The organism is Advenella mimigardefordensis DPN7, assembly GCF_000521505.1.
In the GTDB taxonomy this organism is placed as follows: Bacteria; Pseudomonadota; Gammaproteobacteria; order Burkholderiales; family Burkholderiaceae_B; genus Advenella; species Advenella mimigardefordensis.
The window spans coordinates 1,700,356-1,720,268 of sequence record NZ_CP003915.1 but is presented as its reverse complement, the minus strand read 5'-3'; the positions used below and the strand labels follow the sequence as shown (position 1 = coordinate 1,720,268).

Annotated in this window: 16 protein-coding genes; 4 read left to right on the top strand and 12 right to left on the bottom strand. The window is 57.3% G+C overall.

Translation table 11 applies throughout. From position 1 onward, the window contains the following. Window positions 1-29: 29 nt before the first annotated feature. From MIM_RS07955 to alr, 7 genes are all read right to left on the bottom strand, one after another. Window positions 30-752, bottom strand: coding sequence for a 3-deoxy-D-manno-octulosonic acid kinase (locus MIM_RS07955; RefSeq protein WP_025372230.1), 723 nt, complete (start codon window positions 750-752; stop codon window positions 30-32). Further along, window positions 745-1,164 carry a group II truncated hemoglobin gene (locus tag MIM_RS07950; protein WP_025372229.1) on the bottom strand — a complete coding sequence of 140 codons (420 nt, stop codon included), beginning with the start codon at window positions 1,162-1,164 and terminating at the stop codon, window positions 745-747. Before MIM_RS07950 ends, MIM_RS07955 begins: the two co-directional genes overlap by 8 nt. Then, window positions 1,164-3,686 carry an ABC transporter permease gene (locus tag MIM_RS07945; protein ID WP_144084608.1) on the bottom strand — a complete coding sequence of 841 codons (2,523 nt, stop codon included), beginning with the start codon at window positions 3,684-3,686 and terminating at the stop codon, window positions 1,164-1,166. Before MIM_RS07945 ends, MIM_RS07950 begins: the two co-directional genes overlap by 1 nt. A 23-nt stretch (window positions 3,687-3,709) precedes the next feature. After that, window positions 3,710-4,480, bottom strand: a complete 771-nt coding sequence (locus tag MIM_RS07940; RefSeq protein WP_025372227.1) for a sulfite exporter TauE/SafE family protein — start codon at window positions 4,478-4,480, stop codon at window positions 3,710-3,712. A 142-nt stretch (window positions 4,481-4,622) separates the two neighbouring features. Further along, window positions 4,623-5,984, bottom strand: coding sequence for a DNA repair protein RadA (gene radA, locus MIM_RS07935; protein WP_025372226.1), 1,362 nt, complete (start codon window positions 5,982-5,984; stop codon window positions 4,623-4,625). Between the two features lie 345 nt (window positions 5,985-6,329). Continuing rightward, a complete protein-coding gene (locus MIM_RS07930; protein WP_025372225.1) occupies window positions 6,330-7,037 on the bottom strand; it encodes an SDR family oxidoreductase in 708 nt (235 codons plus the stop codon). Further along, entirely contained in the window at window positions 7,027-8,202 is a 1,176-nt protein-coding gene (alr, locus tag MIM_RS07925) for an alanine racemase (protein WP_025372224.1), read from the bottom strand. The genes MIM_RS07930 and alr overlap by 11 nt, the downstream gene beginning before the upstream one ends. 84 nt (window positions 8,203-8,286) lie before the next feature. Here alr and hpnC point away from each other — a divergent pair, with 84 nt between their 5' ends. From hpnC to MIM_RS22830, 3 genes are read left to right on the top strand one after another with little or no spacing between them, the layout of a single operon-like run. After that, window positions 8,287-9,132, top strand: a complete 846-nt coding sequence (gene hpnC / locus MIM_RS07920; RefSeq protein WP_025372223.1) for a squalene synthase HpnC — start codon at window positions 8,287-8,289, stop codon at window positions 9,130-9,132. Next, entirely contained in the window at window positions 9,122-10,003 is an 882-nt protein-coding gene (gene hpnD, locus MIM_RS07915) for a presqualene diphosphate synthase HpnD (protein ID WP_025372222.1), read from the top strand. Before hpnC ends, hpnD begins: the two co-directional genes overlap by 11 nt. Continuing rightward, window positions 9,987-11,681 (top strand): hydroxysqualene dehydroxylase, encoded by a 1,695-nt coding sequence (locus tag MIM_RS22830; protein ID WP_025372221.1) that lies wholly within the window; start codon window positions 9,987-9,989, stop codon window positions 11,679-11,681. The genes hpnD and MIM_RS22830 overlap by 17 nt, the downstream gene beginning before the upstream one ends. Before the next feature lie 11 nt (window positions 11,682-11,692). Here the strand turns inward: MIM_RS22830 and MIM_RS07900 are convergent, their stop codons facing one another. Continuing rightward, window positions 11,693-13,471 (bottom strand): chloride channel protein, encoded by a 1,779-nt coding sequence (locus MIM_RS07900; protein ID WP_025372220.1) that lies wholly within the window; start codon window positions 13,469-13,471, stop codon window positions 11,693-11,695. Window positions 13,472-13,649: 178 nt separating this feature from the next. Between MIM_RS07900 and MIM_RS07895 the strand changes: the two genes are divergently transcribed. Then, the gene (locus tag MIM_RS07895; protein WP_025372219.1) at window positions 13,650-14,072 is read left to right on the top strand and encodes a MarR family winged helix-turn-helix transcriptional regulator; all 423 of its coding nucleotides are present in this window, start codon (window positions 13,650-13,652) and stop codon (window positions 14,070-14,072) included. On the opposite strand, the gene MIM_RS07890 is transcribed toward MIM_RS07895, so the two are convergent. The 4 genes from MIM_RS07890 to alaC all read right to left on the bottom strand — a co-directional run bounded on the left by MIM_RS07890 (window position 14,067) and on the right by alaC (window position 19,605). After that, window positions 14,067-15,296 (bottom strand): NnrS family protein, encoded by a 1,230-nt coding sequence (locus MIM_RS07890; protein WP_025372218.1) that lies wholly within the window; start codon window positions 15,294-15,296, stop codon window positions 14,067-14,069. The genes MIM_RS07895 and MIM_RS07890 overlap by 6 nt on opposite strands. A gap of 302 nt (window positions 15,297-15,598) precedes the next feature. Next, window positions 15,599-17,032, bottom strand: coding sequence for a threonine synthase (thrC, locus tag MIM_RS07885; protein WP_025372217.1), 1,434 nt, complete (start codon window positions 17,030-17,032; stop codon window positions 15,599-15,601). An 81-nt stretch (window positions 17,033-17,113) separates the two neighbouring features. Then, entirely contained in the window at window positions 17,114-18,418 is a 1,305-nt protein-coding gene (locus MIM_RS07880) for a homoserine dehydrogenase (protein ID WP_025372216.1), read from the bottom strand. After that, window positions 18,415-19,605, bottom strand: coding sequence for an alanine transaminase (gene alaC / locus MIM_RS07875; RefSeq protein ID WP_025372215.1), 1,191 nt, complete (start codon window positions 19,603-19,605; stop codon window positions 18,415-18,417). The genes MIM_RS07880 and alaC overlap by 4 nt, the downstream gene beginning before the upstream one ends. Between the last annotated feature and the right edge of the window lie 308 nt (window positions 19,606-19,913).

Sequence of the window (19,913 nt, the reverse complement as noted above, 5' to 3'; positions counted from 1 at the left end):
GGCAATTCCCCCCCGGGTCACCGATTTTTTCAGCTTTGCTTATATTGCTGTTGCAACTGTCCCGAAAAAATGACGCCCTGCTCTCCGAGCAGCTTCTGCAGCGAGCGTCCCAGGCGTTCCAGCGACTGCTGGCGTAACGCTGCTGTCATGTTTCGACGAGAGGATTTATCGAAATCGATCAGCCAGATTTTCTGCACATCATCCACCAGAATATTGTGGGCGTTCAGATCCGCGTGGTAGACGTTGGCATCATGCAACTGACGAATCGCCGCGCTCACAGGCTCGATGAGTTTGATACTGGCCGGTCCGGCCTGGCTGATTGCCTGCGCCAGCGAAATGGTATTGCGTAATCTCTCGGTCATGATGGCGGCACGGTAGGTTACCCCGCGTCGCTGATACGACGCCGCCATGGCGCGTGGCACTGGCAGGCCCTGGGCATGCATCTCGTTCAGCAACGCAAACTCCGCAAACGAGCGGGTGATTTCTTCCGAAACCCACAAATAGCGCTCATCCACAAATCGACCGATCAGGCCGCCGCGATGATAATGACGCAAGACCGCCTCCCCCCAGGGTGTATCCAGATACCAGGCCGTATTGCGCCCGCCATCCGAGACTTTGGTCGCTTTATCACCCCAGGTGCGGGGGGTAAAAATTTCAATGCGGGACGGCACCGGAAAATCAGGGTGAATGCGAATCCCCTGATGCATCTGCCGTCCGGGCCGGTGCGTGCTGTGAAAATCGGGCTCAGCCATCTTTATTCCGCATCCAGTCGGCCACGCCAAAGAACGAGTGCAGTAAATGCTCCTGCAGCGGCGCTGGTACCTTGCAGTCCATCATGGCGCGTCCCATGCAGGCAACCCATTCGTCGCGCTCCTGAATGCCGATGGCAAACGGCAGGTGCCGCGCACGCAACATGGGATGACCGTATTTTTCAATATAGCGGTCGGGACCACCCAGATAGCCGCTCAGAAACAGGAACAGCTTTTCGCGTGCGTGGTCCAGCGAGTCGCCATGGACCGCACGCAGCGCTTTGAAGTCCGCTTCCAGATCCATCAGATCATAAAAGCGCGCTACCAGCGCATGCAAACCGGCCTCACCGCCGATCTGATCGTAAAAAGTGGTTGTGGTGTCCAGATTTTCCACAATATTCAATAGTCTCGCCATTAGTCGGCACTCCGTAAAATGAGCAGCGGAGGGGTATTTTTCACCGTTCTCAGGGCCATTTTACCCCCAACCCACGATGCAATAACCCCCAGAAGGATGCCACTTATCCAGGGCATGATACCGGTGCTGAGGGTGATGTCAAATACCTGCACCGCCAGCAGCTGCGCAATCAGGATGGCAAAGGCCGCGGCCAGCGTTCCGGAGACCACGCCAATCACGATCAGTTCGCTGCGCTGCGCCTGATCCAGCTGTCGGGAAGTGGCGCCCATGGCCCGTAGCAGGCCTGCTTCGTACATCCGTTCATCCTGGGTTGACAGAAACGCCGTACTCAGCACGACGATACCCGCTGCCAGGGTAAACACAAACAGAAACTGCACCGCTGCTGTGACGCTGTCCAGAATGGTCTGTAACTGGCGCAAGATACCTGACACGTCGAAAACCGTGATATTCGGAAACTGACTGACCACGTCCTGGGTAAAGGCGGCCTGCTGTGGTGGTAAATGAAACGCGGTAATCCAGGTAGCCGGCTTGTCCTGCAGGATCGCCGGCGACAGAATGGCAAAGAAATTAACCTGCATGGAGTCCCATTTCACCGTTCTCAGGCTGGTCACCCGGGCGGTCACCAGCTCGCCGGCAACATCAAAGGTCACTTCGTCATTCAGCGCTACACCGAGCTGACGGGCAATATCGTCTTCGAACGACACTTCAGCAGCCTCGGGATTCAGCCAGCGACCACTGGCAATACGATTACTGGACGGCAACTGGCTTAGCCACGACAGGTTGAATTCACGCTCGGCAAGCCGCTGGGTACGTTCGGATTCATATGCCGCCGGGTCTACATCCTTGTCGCCGATCTTTACCAGACGACCGCGCACCATGGGATCCAGCACGGGAGTGCCCAATCCGGCGCTGGCGAACATCTCGTTCAGTGCCGGTTTCTGATCCTCCTGAATATTGATCAGAAACCGGTTCGGCGCATCGGGAGGCAGGTTGTTCTGCCAGGCCGCCAGCAAATCGGTACGCAGCAGGCCCAATAGCAGAATAATCATAATACCCAGTGTAAGTGCGCCTATCTGCACCACCGTCATGCCGCGCCGATTCACCAGACCGGCCAGGGCAAAACGCAGCACCGGCCGCGCCACCAGCCGGTGACGCAATTGGGCTAGCAGGCGCAGAATAATCCAGGCCATGGCCGCACACACCAGCATGGCACCAATAAAACCACCCGCACTGATCAGCGCCAGCGTGGTATTGCCGGTGTGCAGCAACAGCAACCCCACCCACACAACGATACCGAATCCAATCGCCACCAATGGCCGGCCTGTGCCCACATCCAGCTCGCGGCGCAGCGCCTTCAGTGGCGGCACCCGTGACAAGTGCATGACCGGTATCACGGAAAAGCCGAAGGCCAGCACCCAGCCGGTGACCAGACCGGCTACACCCGGTACCCAGGAGACGGCAGGCAGGGCGGCCGGAATCAGCCCGGCCAGAAAATACATCAATACATAATGTAGTGCCAGTCCCAATACCACGCCGGCGACAGAGGCAAAGGTCGCAATCAGCAAAAACTCGATTGCCACCAGCCTGAGGATGGTGCGCCGGGTTGCACCCAGGCTGCGCATGACAGCCAGCCCGTCCTGGTGGCGCGCAGAAAACCGCCGCGCCGCAAGGGCAATGGCCACACTGGCGATCATGACACTGAGCACCGACACCAGCGATAGAAATTGTTCTGCGCGATCCAGAGACGCCCGGATTTCGGGACGAGCCGAATCGGTGCCAATAATCTGGCGTCCCTTGGCCGGCCTTGCGGTAAGCCACTGGCGCATCTGGCCAATCGTTTCACTATCGCCCGCCATCATCAGCGTTTCCTTGACCCGGCTGCCTGGCACCAGCAAGCCGGTTCCCTGCAAATCCGCTTCGTTCATCATCAGCCGCGGTGCAATATTCACAAAAGCGACATTGCGGTCAGGCTCATTTTCAATGAGGCCCGCGACTTTCAGTGTCTTCATACCCACACGCAACGGTGCATCGGGTGATGCCTGCAATTGCGCCAGCAAGGCCGGATCAACCCATACCGTGCCCGCTGCAGGAATCTGCTGTACCGTCTGCCGGTTTTGACTATTGTTTTGACTATGGTCGCCCTCGCCCGCCCCCTGCAAAGTGACCGTTCCCTTCAGGGGATAGCCTGCTGATACCACTTTGATAGAAGCCAGTCTGGACTGTTTATCGAACGTTACCATGGAGGGAAACTGCCAGGTTTTGGCCGTTTGCAGCGCCATCGCATGAGCATGTTCTGCCACTTCCGCTTCTATCGGTGTATCCGATTCGAACAGCAGATCGGCCCCCAGCACCTGGCCGGCGTTGTCATTGATGCCTGACGAGACGCGATCAGCAAGGAATCCCACGCTGCAGACCGCAGTGACCGCAACCACCAAGGCCAGCGCCAGCAGACGCAATTCGCCCGACAGCCAGTCGCGGCGAAACAGACGCCATGCCATTTGCCATATTGCCAAGGAACTCAATAGGTTCTCCTGAAAGATAGAATTTATTTCAATAACAGCAATGCCACAGTCAGATACAGCACGCCGGCAAAGATCAGTTTTAGTGTACGCTCGGGCAGATAAAACGCCAGGCGCACGCCCTGGCGGATCATCAGCATCCCGCCCAGGGACAATGCGATCCCCACCGTCCAGTCGGTATTGCCATGCCATGAGTAGGTGATCAAGGCCACCAGCGTACCGGGAAGAATCATGGATAGCGCCATTGCCTGGGCCGAGGTCTGTCGAAACTGGTAGACCACCGTCATGACCGGCACAAGAATAAGCGAGCCGCCCACACCGAACAGTCCGCCGATCACGCCCGAAATAGAACCCAGTATGACATATTGTATGAAACCCATGCGCCGGGCAGCGCCGGCCTCTGCTACCGGGCGTTTTTTTCCGGCTCTCAGGGTCTGCCACACATAAAACGTCGCCACCGAGCCCAGGAACAGGGCGAACAGATTGCGCAGCAGGACCGGACTCATGTCCTGTGCCACCAGCGCGGCCAGGTGCGTGGTGACCACGTTGGCGGCCACACCGATGGCCACACTGCGAAAATCAATGGGTGAGCGCTTGTGGTAATTTCTAAGCGTAAGTATCACATTAGACGCAATCATCAGCAGGGCCGTGCCCTGGGCCAGTTGCTGCGGCATGGAAAAAACCAGCGCCAGCATCGGAATGGCGATCAGGCCGCCGCCAATGCCAACAATGGCCCCAACGAAACCAATGGCTGCACCCAGCGAAACAAACAACAGCAAATTCAGATACCAATCCATGTCTTCTCAATTTAAAACGGTCCAAGCCGGTCACCTGGCGGGGACCTTCGTCAACTGTGTTTGCCTGTGCCTGTCGGCAACACCTGCAATGTAGAGCGCAAGCCTGCGTCTGCGGGGGGCGACCACCAGATGACGCCCGTGCCTAGCGAATCAGTTCCAGTACTTCCTCCAGGCGTGAGACGGCCTTGATTTCCAGCCCTTCAATCGGCTGCCTGGGGGCGTTATGTTTGGGAATCAGCGCCAGGCTGAAGCCCAGCTTGGCCGCTTCGCGCAAGCGCTCCTGTCCGCGTGTGGCCGGACGCACTTCACCGGCCAGCCCCACCTCACCAAAGGCAATCAACCCTTTGGGCAAAGGCTTGTTGCGCAGCGACGAGAGAATGGCCAGTAACACGGGTAAATCGGTTGCGGTTTCCGTAATACGGACCCCGCCCACAGCATTGACAAAGACATCCTGATCATATGTTGCCACGCCCGCATGACGATGCAATACCGCAAGCAACATCGCCAGGCGACTGCCGTCGACCCCCAGCGTCAGGCGTCGAGGGTTGGGCACATGTGCCGTATCGACCAGCGCCTGGATTTCCACCAGCAATGGCCGGCTACCTTCCTGAGTAGCCACCACACAGGATCCCGGCACATTGTCGGTGTGCTGTGACAGAAACAGTGCCGAAGGGTTGCTCACGCCTTTGAGACCCTTGTCTGTCATGGCGAACACACCCAGCTCGTTCACTGCGCCATAGCGATTCTTGAAGGCCCGGATCAGACGGTAGGACGAATCGGTTTCTCCCTCGAAATACAGAACGGTGTCCACAATGTGTTCCAACACCCGGGGGCCGGCCAGCGTACCGTCCTTGGTCACATGGCCGATCATGACCATGGCAACCCCGGTCTGCTTGGCGATACGGGTCAGCTGAGCGGCACATTCCCGCACCTGGGAAACAGAACCGGGCGCGGACGACAGTTCAGCAGAATACAGTGTTTGTATCGAATCGATAACCGCCACGGCAGGCTTGTGCTGTTGCAACACCGCCTGGATGCTCTCAAGCTGGATTTCCGCCACCAGTTGTACGGCACCCGTGGCCAGATCCAGACGTTTGGCCCGCAAGGCCACCTGTTCGGCGGATTCCTCGCCGGTAATATACAGAACCGGTGTTGCCTGCGAGAGCGAGGCCAGTGCCTGCAGCAGCAGCGTTGACTTGCCGATACCCGGATCGCCGCCGATCAGCACCACGCCACCGGGCACCAATCCGCCACCGAGCACCCGATCAAACTCGGACAAACCAGTGGGTTGTCTGGGGGTGTCGCGCGCTTCGATGTCGGCCAGATTCCGCACGGGTGCGGCTTCTGCCAGATGTGCGTAACGATTGGGCGCTGCCGCTGCGCTGCCCCGCTCCACCGTTTCCACCATGGTGTTCCATGCCTGGCAATGTGGACACTGCCCCTGCCACTTGGCGCTGACGCCCCCGCACTCCTGACATACATACACCGTTTTCGCTTTTGCCATACTGCGCCTGATTTCCATTGCCCTGCCCAGGGCTGTCAAAAAATAAATGATAAATGAAACTGCCGGTCCAGCCGGCTATCGCTCGCTGGACCGATGATCAATACTGCTGAACGTACCCCAACATGGCTCTTGCGGCTGACGCATCTGGTCGCCGGGCCTGCCCCGATAGGGCAGAAGCGATGAAGCAACGATATCGTTTGATCAACACTCACGAACAGGGAACAATGTGTTTGTGACCAGCCAGCACTTTGTTGTGACCACTAAAGATGTGCTTTGCCCATACCGCCAATTGCCCATACCGCCAGAACGGCCGCAGGCGGCATCGGCCACAGCTCTTACTACGTACTATATAGACGCGCCGCCATCTACGCACAGATTCTGCCCGGTAATATAGGCCGCTTCGTCAGAAAGCAAAAAGGCAACGGCAGCCGCCACTTCTTCCGGACGCCCCACACGCTTCATCGGCACGCGCGTAAGCAGTTGCTTTTCTTCGTCACCGCCTGCCGGTTGTCCCTTGCGGAAAAATTCGGTTTCAATCGGACCTGGCGAAACGGCGTTAACGGTAATGCCATACTCTGCCAACTCCAGCGCCCAGGTCTTGGTACAGCCGATCAGGGCCGCTTTCGAAGCTGAGTAGCTGGTGCGCCCTGCTTTACCGCCGGCGGCACGACTGGCAATATTGACAATTCGCCCCTCGCGCCGGACTTTCATGGACTCGACAAATGCCTGCGTCACTTGTACAGCGGCACGCAAATTGACATCATAAGATTGATACAACGAGGACAAATTGATTTCGCCCAGGTTTTCCGCCAGCACGATGCCCGCATTATTCACCACGGCATCTACCGGGTATTTCTCGCGGATCATGCGCAGCATTTCTTCGGTATGACCAGCGTCATTCAGATCACATTGATAGAGAAAGCCGGGAAAATCAATATCACTGACCTGCCGGGCAATCCCCACCACATGGGCACCGGCGTCACTCAGACGACGGGTGATGGCCCAGCCAATCCCTTTGGTGGCACCCGTTACAAGGACACATTTATTTTTCAACGACTTCTCCCGAATATTCAACATGAACCGGAACCCGTTGCGCCAGCGCGCACAGCAGTTCGTAGGCAATTGTACCCGCGGCAGACGCAACCTCATCAATATGCGGGCCTTCATTGCCCCACAGGGTTACCCAGTCACCCACGACGGCATCGGGAACCGGATCCAGATCAATCGTGAGCATATCCATTGACACGCGCCCTGCCAGCTGGGTTGCCACACCGTTGACCCATGCCGGCGTGCCGGACGGGGCGCTGCGCGGATAACCGTCAGCATAGCCACAAGCCACCACACCAATGCGCATATCGCGCGCAGCGGTATAGGTTGAGCCGTAACCCACGCTCTGCCCCTGTTTGATGTGTTGAATGGAAAGCAACCGCGCCTGCAGCGTCATGGTCTGACGCAGTCCGAATTCTTCGCCGGTGGTATTGGCAAACGGCGAGGAGCCATACAGACAGATGCCAGGCCGAACCCAGTTGTCTGCGGCACTCACGGCAAGCTGCGGGTAACGCAGTACTGCGGCCGAGTTACACAGGCTGATGCTGCCCTGGCACTGGCCCACCGTATCATGAAAGACCTGCGCCGGCGCATCGACCGCACCGTGTGCGCCATCGGCATCGGCAAAGTGCGTCATAAAACCGATACGCCCCACCTTACCGTGCTGCTGCAGGGCCTGCAGCGCCTGATATGCCTCGCCAAACTGCTGCGGCGCAAAGCCCAGCCGGTTCATACCCGTATTGATTTTCAGAAAAACATCCAGCGGCGCAGCCAGGGTACTGGCCTGCAGCATGCGGATCTGTTCCGGATGGTGAATCGAACTGACTACCCGGTTCCTGACCAGTTCCGGCACATCCCGCGCCTCGAAAAAACCTTCGAGCATCAGCAGTGGCCCCTGCCAGCCGGCCTGGCGGGCACGCAGCGTTTCCTGCAGGTCCAGCATGGCCAGGCCGTCAGCCTGCGCAAAACCGCCAATGGCTGTTTCCAGCCCATGGCCATAGGCATTCGCCTTGATAACAGCCCAGATATGCGTCGCCCCCGGAGAGGTCGCCTGCGCGCCATGCGCAGCCGCCGCCGGGGCCTGCCGGGCATTATCCAGATACTGCCGGATAACGCTCAGATTGTGTGACATGGCCTGCTGTGATATGACAGCCCGGATGGGACGCGGCATGGTGTAGCTCCACTAGTCAATTTCGTCGTACTTGAATGATCAGCGTAAATTATAATCATTGCGTCACTACATTAGCGCGTATTCATGTCCGTCGATCATTATGAGAACTTCCCGGTAGCCTCGATACTGCTGCCCCGGCACCTGCGATCTGCGGTCACCGCCATTTATGCCTTCGCCCGGCGCGCCGACGATATTGCCGACGAAGGCCAGGCCAGCGCCCTGGAACGTCTGACCCAGCTCGACGCCTTTGATCAGGCGGTGGTCCGAATGCAGGACAGCGATTTTTCAGCCACGCATTTCGACGATGTACCGCAGCTCCTTTTTCTTGCCCTGCAGCGCGAAATGCAGTTACACCAGTTGCCGATCACGCCTCTGCGCGATCTGCTGGTGGCTTTCCGCCAGGACGTACAGCACCGGCCCTTCCAGAACGATACCGACCTGCTTGATTATTGCCGCTACTCGGCCAACCCGGTAGGTCGCCTGCTTTTGCACCTGTATCGCGTAACCGACGCCTCCTCGCTGCAGCTCTCTGATCATATCTGCAGTGCCCTGCAGCTGATTAATTTCTGGCAGGATATTGCCATCGACACAGAGCGCCGGCGTTATTATCTGCCGGCAGACAGGCTCGCCGCCCACGGCATGACCCATGCCGATCTGGATACGCGCCAACTGAATCAGCACTGGCCCCGGTTAATGCAGGAAAACACGGCGTTTGCACGTAAAATACTGCTTGCCGGTGCGCCGCTGTGTTCACGATTGCATGGCCGGCCAGGCCTGGAGCTGCGTATGATCGTCCAGGGCGGCCTGCGCATACTGGAAAAAATAGACGCCGTTGCGGGCGACGTCTTCGACCACCGACCAACACTGAATAAAAAAGACTGGGCCCTGCTTGCGTGGCGCAGCGTACGAAATAAGTATTATGACACCTGACCAATATTGCCAAGAGAAAGCGGCGCGTAGCGGTTCGAGCTTTTACTACGCCTTTCTGTTTCTTCCGGCGCAGCAGCGCCGGGCCATTACCGCCGTATATGCGTTCTGTCGCGAGGTAGACGATGTGGTCGATGAATGCACCGACCCCTCTGTGGCCCGCATCAAGCTGGCCTGGTGGAGCAAGGAAATCCACAATCTGTTCGAGGGAAAGGCCGAACACCCGGTCACGCAGGCGTTGCAGCCGCACCTGGCGGCTTTCGGGCTGCGTGAAGAACAGTTCCAGGCGATTATCGATGGCATGGAAATGGACCTGGACCAGACACGTTATATGGACTGGCCCGGCCTGCGCAAATATTGCTGGCACGTGGCAGGCGTGGTCGGACAGTTGTCTGCCCAGATTTTTACCTATCAAAACAATGACACCCTGCCCTATGCCGAAAAGCTTGGCCTGGCCTTGCAAATGACCAACATCATTCGCGACGTCGGCGATGATGCGCGGCGCGGGCGGATCTATCTGCCGATAGATGATCTGCAGAAACATAACGTGAAGGCGGCCGATATTCTGAACAGCCGCGAAACCGAGGACTTTCGTGCGCTGATGGCGTTTCAGACGACCCGTGCGCGCCAGCTGTACCGGGAAGCCATGCAACTGCTGCATGAAGAGGATCGGCGCGCACAGCGCCCCGGGCTGATGATGGCGGCGATCTACTATACCCTGCTGTGTGAAATCGAAAAGGATGGCTGGCCGGTGCTGAGCAGCCGCATTTCCCTGACTCCCTTGCGCAAGCTGATCATTGCCTGGAAAATCTGGGTGGGTGGCGGCAAGGGCTTCGTTCGTAAAATACGAAAGCTGGATGTCCCCGCAAGCTGACCACACCTCGTCCCCGCGCATTGCAGTCGTCGGTGCAGGATGGGCAGGCCTGGCAGCCGCGTGGAAACTGAAGCAGGCCGGCTGGCATACCGAAGTCTTTGAACAGGCCCCCGTCCTCGGCGGCCGCGCCCGCAAGGCGCTCATCCCGCGCCGCAATCTGATCCTGGACAACGGCCAGCACCTGATGCTGGGCGCCTACCGGCAAATACTTGCTCTCATGCAGGATATCGGAATTGATCTGGATGAGGCATTGCTGCGACTACCGCTACAGCTGACGACTCCGGACAGGCGGTTTGGCTTGCGCGTCAATCGCGCATACCCCGGTCCCCTGCGCCTGCCACTGGCCCTGTTGCGTCTGACAGGGTTAACGGTTCGCGACAAATTTTCTCTGGCCAGGGCATTATTTCAACTGCAATTAGCAGCCTGGCAGGTCAAGCCAGAACTAACCGTACAGACCTGGCTGGACACACAACGTCAGGCCCCGGCATTGATACAGCTATTCTGGGCCCCCTTGTGCATTGCCACACTCAACACACCTGTGGCAGAGGCGTCGATGGCACTGTTTGCCGGCGTCCTGAAAGACAGTCTGGGTGCGGGCGCCGACGCCTGCGATCTGATTCTGCCGCGCGTTGATCTGAGCGCCCTGTGGCCAGAGGCGCTGGCGCGTCAACTGACCGTTCACACCAACTCACCCGTACGCAGCATCACGCGAACGCCAGACGGATACACGCTGCAGATCGGTCTGCGGGACAACAACGACAACCAGATGCAACACGCAAATGGTGGACGTACGGCGCCCTTCGATGCCGTTATCCTTGCTGCGCCGCCTTTGATTTGCCATCGCCTGCTGGCGCGTTTGGCGCAGGATAACGTACATCACTCTGCCGACGCCATTGGCACACGCGCGGCGATTCACGACGCTGCGAAGCCGGCTACCGAAAGTCCAGTCCCAGTCCCAGTCCCGGAGTCGAACTCGAACTCGAACCAGAACCAGAACCAGAACCAGAACCTGAACCTGAACCTGAACCTGAACCTGAACCTGAACCAGCAACGCACTGCGCCGTTGCTGCAGCAGTTGCAGTCCTTTCAATACCACGCCATCGCCACGCTGACTGTGTTTCTTGCGGCACCCTTTCCGCTGCCGGACTGCATGTATATGCTTATCGAAAATCGCGACCTTGACCATGACGGGCAATGGCTCTTCAATCGCAGCCGCTTTATGCAGCCCTCAGCCAGCCGGGGCGCATGCGTTGCACCTGCAGATGCAGCCAACGCCAGCGCCTCCGATGAACCGACATCGGCCAGGGATGATGAGCATCGCCACGCAATTTCAATTGTAATCAGTCATGCCGATCACCTGGTCGGAACAGACAAAAACCGGATCGCCGATGCCGTGCTGGCCCAGGTACGCAGCCAGTTACCCAAGGGGGTTCTGCTACCCGCCGTACTGGGCCATGAACTGATCATCGAAAAACGCGCTACCTTCGCCGCAACACCTCTTCTGGCGCGGCCAAAGAACACGACGCCGTGGCCGGGACTATTTCTGGCGGGAGACTGGACCGATACCGGCTATCCGGCAGTGCTGGAAGGCGCCGTCATCAGCGGCATCGGCGCTGCGCAGGCGGTCCGCACGTCGTTTGACAACAAAGCTGCTGCCAACGCGACCGCCCGATCCTGACCACCGCATTCTTATCCGCCCGACTGACGCTTGCGTCCCATCAGCGCAGTACGATCATGCGTTTCACTATTTAAGCGCTGGCGCACGCGCATCAGATCTTTCCAGCCGATATATCCTACCAGCGTACCGTCGGCGCGTGAAACGACCGGCAGATGGGCCACATTGGCATGAACCAGTTTGTCGACCAGCCCAGCCAGATACTCATCGGGATAGGCCAACGTCATTTTTTTCCCGCTGAGTAATTGATCCAGCGTCTGCTCACGGTGCTTGCCGGCACGCCGCCAGGCCAGCACCGATGGCGGATCAATAATGCCCAGCACCTGACCTTGCTCATCTACGACGGGAAAGCTGGGGTGGCGGGTATCCGGCGCGGTCAGGAAACGAACCGCCGCGCGCAGCGTCATGCTGGCAGGCACACTGATCACCTGCCCGGTCATCACGTCCTTCACATGCGTCAGCTCAAACGGATCTACCCGATACTCACGCACGATGTGATGTCCACGTCGGGCAATTTTTTCCGTCAGGATCGAGCGTTTCATCAGCAACACGGTCACCGCATGCGCGGTGACACAGGCTACTATCAGCGGCAATAGCGCATGGATATTGCCCGTCAGTTCGACAGCAAAAAAAGTGGCGGTCAGCGGCGCACGCATGGTACCGCCCATCATGGCCGCCATGGCCAGCAAGGCCCAGAAACCCGGGCTAGCGTCCGGCAGCCAGCCTCCCAGCGCCGCTCCCATTGCCCCTCCCATGATCAAAAGCGGTGCCAGCACCCCGCCCGATGTACCGGAACCCAGCGCCACCGCCCAGATGATGGCCTTGACCAGCAATAGCACGATCGCCGCCACCCCCAGCATCTGACCGCCAAGCATGGCCGAGATATTCTCATAACCCACACCCAGTGCACGCGAATCTATCAGGCCACCAATACCCACGACCAGGCCGCCTATCATGGGCCACCACATCCAGTGAATTGGCAGCCGCTGAAAACCGTCTTCACAGGCATAAACCAATTGCGTCAAAACGCCAGACAGCAGGCCAGCCGCTATACCGATAGCAATCCACCCGGCAAAACCGGGCAGACTGGTAAGCATCACGCCATCAAAGGGAAACAGCGGGCCGGCCATGCCCATCAGACTACGGCCAAGTTCCGCCACCGTGGCGGCCACGGCCACGGGTATAAAACTGCGCGGGCTCCACTCAAACAAGAGCAGTTCAACCGCCAGCATGATGGCGGCAATGGGCGTGCCAAATACGGTTGTCATACCGGCCGCGGCGCCCGCTACCAGCAGCGTCTTACGCTCGCTATCGGACACAGGCAGCGCCTGGGCAATCAGCGAACCAATCGCGCCGCCCGTCATGATGATCGGCCCCTCCGCCCCGAAGGGTCCGCCGGTGCCGATCGCAATCGCTGAGGATAGGGGTTTGAGCACCGCCACTTTCGCATCCAGGCGCGAACGACCCAGCAAAATCGCTTCGATCGCTTCCGGAATGCCGTGGCCACGAATTTTTTCACTGCCGTAACGTGCGATCAATCCGATCAACAATGAGCCCACCACCGGAATACCAACAGACCATAAACCGAGAGAGACATCGCCAAGCTGGGCCTCCTCGAAGGAAAACCGGCCGAAATACGCCAGATTGGTACATAAGCGGATCAACTGCAACAGCAGCATCCCGGCGAACATGGCCACAATGGCCACCGGAACGGCAATCGCCATCACAAAAAGCACTCGCTTATCCGTTGAAAAATCGCTGAGCTGGCGATTACGGCTGTGTTTAATAGTCATGAGAAAAGAACAGGAAGCATAAGCGCCAGGGATGAGCGCCAGCGCAACCGGATTTATATAAGAGAAGATGAAAATAAAAGGAAACGGGCAATTATATCGTATTACGATATAAATTTCCAAATCATGATCTGCTACACTGACATGTGCGCTTCTCTTCCCCTGCTATTGCCTCATCGCCATGCCATACGACACACTTGACCAATCCGACTACACTGCCCTGGCTGAGTTTCGCTATCTGATACGGTGTTTTCTTGAATTCAGTGAGGAACGAGCCAAATCCGTTGGCATGACACCGCGCCAGCATCAGGCTTTGCTGGTCATCAAAGGCTATGGCAAGGGTGAACCGATCACCATCGGCACCCTGGCTGAACGGCTGAGAATCAAGCATCATAGTGCAGTGGAGCTGGCTAACCGACTGGCCGATAGTGGTCTGGTCGAACGCAGCGCCGACCCGGAGGATCAACGCAAAGTACTGCTGCAATTGACCGGGCAGGCGCAGGAACAACTGGCGTCTCTGTCGGCAGCGCACCAGGACGAGCTCTCGCGTATCGAGCCTATGCTGCGCCGTGTGCTGGCGCGCGACAAGCAGCCGCGCTCATGATTGTCTTTCGGAGGGGCGAATAATCACTCCCGGTGCTGCCGGGCTTGCCGCAGGCCGGGGACTAACAAGCAGCGGCACGAAACGGTAGAGATACAGGCCGAATGCAGCGACCCACGCGGTCGCAGCAAGATGCAACATGGGCATGGTGAGCGACGGCATGATCAGCGCCATCAGGCGTGCCAGAACCGCCACCACGACCAGCACATAACTGAACACCATAATGCGATCCGCCTGCAAAGGCCTGCCGGTATGACCTAGTGCCGTGCGCGTGATCATGCCCATGATCATTAAAGACAAGCCGCCCATGGCAATCACATGCACATAGAGCGCCTGGCGCGCCAGCCATCCTGGATGCCAGCCCATAAAAAAGCAGGTTGCCAGCAACAGGCCTGCGCCCAGGAAAAACCAGGAAAGATACAGCACCCACAATAACGGCACACCTACCACCCGGCCCGGCTTCCATTGCACCAGTTGATACAGGGCAATCGCGCCGGCCACCGCAGCGCCCAGCGCCACCAGATCATCGAATCCCGCGAACACGCCCAATAAGGCAAGCGCACAGGCAACAAGCTGCACCATGCCCGAGCGCTGATGCATGGGGATCGTTAATCCGGCAATCGCCCGGCTTGCAAAGAAAGGGATGACCCTGCGGGCAATTAACAAAGCGATAAAGACCATACACAGAATGCCGGTACGCATAAAACCGGTCAACAGCAAGGTATTGCCTTGCGCAATGGCGAGCACAAACAGGATGTGACTGGCGCCCAGGAGCAAAATCATCAATGGCAGAACATAGTTGCGTTTGCTGCGTGCTTTGAAGATGACTCGCCCAAGTGCCAGTGCAGCAGCCAGATAAAACGCGGCATCGGCAACCGCGCCCACCCCAAATGCAATCCGGCCTGGCATCAGATAGGCCAGACGAGCCACCAGCCAGCACAGCGCCAGCGCACCCAGCGCCCCTCCTTTGATCGGATTGTGTCCCGTCCAGGTCGCACTGGCCGTTGTGAGAAAGCCGACGGCGATGGTGGCCACAAAGCCCCACAGCATCTCATGCGCGTGCCACCAGACACCACCCATCTGTCCGGTCAACCATTGCGGCGCAAAAATCCAAATGACAATCGAAATAAGCGCCCAGACCGCGCCGCTCATATACAAGGGACGAAACCCCAGAGACAGGAATGCCTGGAGAGAAAAACGGGGTTGCGCAGGTGTGGTGGCATGCATGGTAAGCGGTTCCGTTCAGAACACATAACATGCATATTATATACATATTTTATAAAAAGCCTATAGAAGAGACAGTCCAGGCTTGTTCTGAATCAAGTGCATGTCATAAAAGTGCGCGTTATAAAAAAAGGCCGATCCACCGGATCGACCTTTTTAACTTACTTTTTAAACTAAGGAGGGTGTATTTCAAGTGCTATGTATTTCACGTGCTATGAATCTAAGGGGCTATATTTCAAGTGCGATAATTGCAAGTACGATAAAGGCCTGTACCAGGCTAAACCTGCAGCTTTGCCCATCTCAGATCAGCGTAGCGCCCGCCCTTTAATATAATCGCGTATGGCTTCAACATCATTATCCATGATGACCACTTTCTGGGGCAGATCAGCCAGCGACTTCAAATGCTCGGGCACCGGCGGTTCCTTGCCTGTTGCCTCCTGGATGGTTTCGCCAAACTTGGCGGGCAATGCGGTTTCCAGAACCAGCATCGGGATGCCCTCTTCGACGAATGCCTGTGCGACCTTTACCCCATCGGCCGTATGCGGATCAATCAGCACGCCTGACTGCTCCTGCACCTGACGGATCGTATTCAGGCGATCCGCATGTGTGCTGCAACCGCCAACGAAACCAAACTCTTCTGTAAAGCGTGCTTTTTCGGCAGACAGATCAAAGGCCCCGTTCTGCCCCAGTGTTTTCCAGATTTGCGCCAGACGTTTCGCATCCCGACCCAGCAAGTCGAAAACAAAACGCTCGAAGTTGGACGCCTTGGAAATATCCATGGACGGGCTGGATGTCGCCAGCGTTTCGGCACTGGCACGGGGGCGATACACACCCGTGCGGAAAAACTCTTCCAGAACATTGTTCTCATTGGTTGCCAATACCAGACGATGAATCGGCAAGCCCATGCGGCGGGCGAAGTGGCCGGATAAGATATTGCCAAAATTGCCTGAAGGCACCGTGAACGATACCTTAAATCCGGACACGTCGGTGCCGGCACTGGCCGCAGCATCGGTGCTACGCAGCCAGGCCCAGAAGTAGTACACAATCTGCGCGCAAATACGGGCCCAGTTGATGGAGTTGACTGCACCCAGATGGTAGCTGGTTTTGAATGAGACATCGCCGGCCAGTGCCTTAACGATATCCTGGCAGTCATCAAATACGCCTTTAACCGAAATATTGTGAATATTGTCGTCCATCAGCGAATACATCTGGGCACGCTGGAAAGCACTCATGCGGCCTTGCGGCGACAGCATGAAAACGGACACACCCAGCTTGCCACGCATGGCGTATTCTGCCGCCGAACCGGTGTCGCCCGAGGTGGCGCCCAGAATATTCAGCTTGCGTCCTTCCCGCGCCAGCACAAATTCAAACACCTGCCCGAGAAACTGCATGGCCAGGTCTTTGAAAGCCAGTGTAGGTCCTTCGGACAGGCCCACCAGCGTCATGGACTGATTCAACGGTTTAAGTGGCACAATCTCGCTGCCGGAGAAAACCGATTCGTTATAGGCCGCCTTACAGATACGCTCCAGATCAGGGCGCGCAATATCGTCAATGTACAGACTCAGAATTTCCGTCGCCAGTTCGGCATAAGACAGCGAACGCCATTGTTCAAGCTGAGCGGGGCTGACTGATGGAACGCTCTCGGGTACCGCAAGGCCACCATCACGCGCCAGCCCTTCAAGCAGAATTTCGGAAAAAGACACCGGGCTCATGCCGCCACGGGTTGAAATGTATTTCATTATTGCTCCGTTATGCCGGCATCACCTGCCGGAAACAAGAAGACACGACCCTGCTGCAGACGGTCGTGCCGGTCAGATCAGTCAGTCCAGATGTTCCAGACGAATACGCGTAATGGACGAATACACAAAAGGCATGGCTTCAATGGTTTTGATCGCCGTATTCACATCACCTTCCCGGGCCTCGTGCGTCAGGAAAATAATGATGGCACGGTTTTCCCCGTCCTGTTCCTGCATCATGGAGTTGATCGAAATCTGATGATCTGCCAGGATACGAGTCAGGTCAGCGAGCACCCCGGAGCGGTCTTCCACCGACAGACGCAGATAGTAGCTGGTGCGTACGTCTTCCATATCCAGGATAGGCGTGTCTGACAACGCGCCTGGCTGGAATGCAAGGTGCGGCACACGATTGCCGGGATCGGACGTATGCAGCCGGGTCACATCAACCAGATCGGCCACCACAGCCGAGGCCGTCGCTTCGGAACCCGCGCCGGGGCCATAATACAGCGTATCGCCTACCGCATCACCGTTGACAACCACGGCGTTCATGGCGCCTTCAACATTGGCGATCAGCCGTTTGTTCGGTACCAGTGCCGGGTGCACGCGCAGTTCAATGCCCTGTTCACGGCGGCGCGTGATGCCCAGCAGCTTGATGCGATAACCCAGACGCTCCGCGTAAACAATATCCTGCTGATCCAGGTCGGCAATGCCTTCAATATGCGCCTTGCTGAACTGAATGGGGATACCAAACGCCAGAGAGGCCATGAGGGTCAGCTTGTGGGCCGCATCAATGCCTTTGACATCGCCGGCAGGATCCGCCTCGGCGTAGCCCAGTTGCTGGGCCTGCGCCAGCACCGTCTCGTAGGGCAGACCGTGCTCGCGCATTTGCGACAAAATGAAATTGGTGGTGCCATTGATAATGCCGGCCAGCCACTGAATCCGATTGGCTGTCAGACCTTCACGAATCGCCTTGATAATCGGGATACCGCCAGCGACAGCCGCCTCAAAGGCCACCATGACGCCTTTTTTGCTGGCCAGGGCAAAAATTTCATTCCCGTGCAGCGCGAGCAATGCCTTATTGGCCGTCACCACGTGCTTGCCGTTTTCAATGGCAGCCAGCACCAGTTCCCGGGCGCGGGTCGTGCCACCGATCAGTTCGACAACAATATCTACCTCGGGATCGGCCACCAGGCCGGCCAAGTCATTGCTGACCGGCACCCGGTCGCCGAACACCGCCACCGCTTTGGCCGGCGTGCGCGTCGCCACTTTGGACACCACGATCTGGCGTCCGGCACGACGTGATATTTCCTCGGCATTGCGCGTTAACACCGCGTACGTGCCACTGCCCACTACGCCAAAACCTAATAAACCTACCTTCATTGGATTCATTTCTTCAGGAACCCGTCTTTTTTGAACATTTCTTTAATTCCTCTGATTGCCTGGCGCGTACGCTGTTCGTTTTCGATCATGGCGAAACGCACGTGATCGTCGCCCAGGTCGCCAAAACCGATACCCGGAGAGACGGCCAGTTTGGCATCGGCCAGCAGCTTCTTGGAAAACTCCAGTGATCCCATTGCTTTGTAGGGCTCGGGGATTTCAGCCCAGATATACATGGCCGCCTTTGGAATTTCTACCATCCAGCCAGCTTCATGCAGTCCCTTGACCAGCACATCACGGCGATTTTTGTAGTGCGCGACCACTTCGGCCACACACTCCTGCGGACCTTCCAGAGCGGCGATGGAAGCCACCTGGATAGGCGTGAACGTACCATAATCGTGGTAGCTTTTCATGCGGGCCAGCGCATTAACCAGTTCAGCGTTACCCACCATAAAGCCTACACGCCAGCCGGCCATATTGTAGCTTTTACTCATGGTAAAGAATTCGACAGCCACCTCTTTGGCGCCCGGCACCTGCATGATGGAAGGTGCCTCGTAGCCATCGAACGTGATATCGGCATACGCCAGATCATGTACAACCAGAATATCGTGCTCTTTGGCCAGCTTGACTACCCGCTCGAAAAACGGCAGATCGACACACTGCGCGGTGGGATTGCTGGGGAAACCCAGAATAATCATTTTCGGCTTTGGAATAGACTCGCGCACGGCTCGCTCGATTTCCTCAAAGAAATCAAGCCCCTTTTTCATGGGAATGGAGCGGATATTGGCGCCGGCAATGACCGCACCATAGATATGGATAGGGTAACTGGGGTTAGGAACCAGCACCGTGTCGCCTTTGTCCAGCGTAGCCAGCATCAAATGAGCCAGCCCTTCCTTGGAGCCGATGGTGACAATGGCTTCCTTGTCGGGATCCAGAATCACATTGTAACGACGGGAATACCAGTCGGAGATCGCTTTACGCAGGCGCGGAATGCCCTTGGACACTGAATAACCGTGGGTATCGGGGCGAATGGTCGCCTCTACCATTTTGTCGACAATATGCTTGGGTGTCGGGCCATCCGGATTACCCATGGACATGTCGATGATATCTTCGCCACGTCGGCGCGCCGCCATTTTCAGCTCGCCGGTAATGTTAAATACATAGGGGGGGAGCCTTTCTATACGTGGGAAGTTTCTCATGACGGACCTGGAATAAGTGAAGGAACAAATTTAGGGTGAAACCAGTAAATCTAGCGTATATAAGGCCGTACGGCAAACGATTTTGCAGATGCACAAAAAAAATTTGCAATGACTGTGTCATTGCAGTACAAAAAAGGGGACATCCTGCGCTTGCCGAACCGGCGCCCGCCCCTGACCGTGACGTGACCGCCACTGCGGGCATTCCCTATTTCGCGAAGGCAAGGTTAGGGCAAGACCATCCCCGCGTGGCGAAATTATCACGGGACCACTATCACATATATGAAATACAGTTAGAATAAGATAAACGC

Bases quoted from the DNA above. Each gene is read 5' to 3' on its own strand.
- MIM_RS07955 (WP_025372230.1), bottom strand. From the start codon at position 752: ATGGCTGAGCCCGATTTTCACAGCACGCACCGGCCCGGACGGCAGATG.
- MIM_RS07950 (WP_025372229.1), bottom strand. From the start codon at position 1,164: ATGGCGAGACTATTGAATATTGTGGAAAATCTGGACACCACAACCACT.
- MIM_RS07940 (WP_025372227.1), bottom strand. From the start codon at position 4,480: ATGGATTGGTATCTGAATTTGCTGTTGTTTGTTTCGCTGGGTGCAGCC.
- radA (WP_025372226.1), bottom strand. From the start codon at position 5,984: ATGGCAAAAGCGAAAACGGTGTATGTATGTCAGGAGTGCGGGGGCGTC.
- alr (WP_025372224.1), bottom strand. From the start codon at position 8,202: ATGCCGCGTCCCATCCGGGCTGTCATATCACAGCAGGCCATGTCACAC.
- hpnC (WP_025372223.1), top strand. From the start codon at position 8,287: ATGTCCGTCGATCATTATGAGAACTTCCCGGTAGCCTCGATACTGCTG.
- hpnD (WP_025372222.1), top strand. From the start codon at position 9,122: ATGACACCTGACCAATATTGCCAAGAGAAAGCGGCGCGTAGCGGTTCG.
- MIM_RS22830 (WP_025372221.1), top strand. From the start codon at position 9,987: ATGTCCCCGCAAGCTGACCACACCTCGTCCCCGCGCATTGCAGTCGTC.
- MIM_RS07900 (WP_025372220.1), bottom strand. From the start codon at position 13,471: ATGACTATTAAACACAGCCGTAATCGCCAGCTCAGCGATTTTTCAACG.
- MIM_RS07895 (WP_025372219.1), top strand. From the start codon at position 13,650: ATGCCATACGACACACTTGACCAATCCGACTACACTGCCCTGGCTGAG.
- MIM_RS07890 (WP_025372218.1), bottom strand. From the start codon at position 15,296: ATGCATGCCACCACACCTGCGCAACCCCGTTTTTCTCTCCAGGCATTC.
- thrC (WP_025372217.1), bottom strand. From the start codon at position 17,032: ATGAAATACATTTCAACCCGTGGCGGCATGAGCCCGGTGTCTTTTTCC.
- MIM_RS07880 (WP_025372216.1), bottom strand. From the start codon at position 18,418: ATGAATCCAATGAAGGTAGGTTTATTAGGTTTTGGCGTAGTGGGCAGT.
- alaC (WP_025372215.1), bottom strand. From the start codon at position 19,605: ATGAGAAACTTCCCACGTATAGAAAGGCTCCCCCCCTATGTATTTAAC.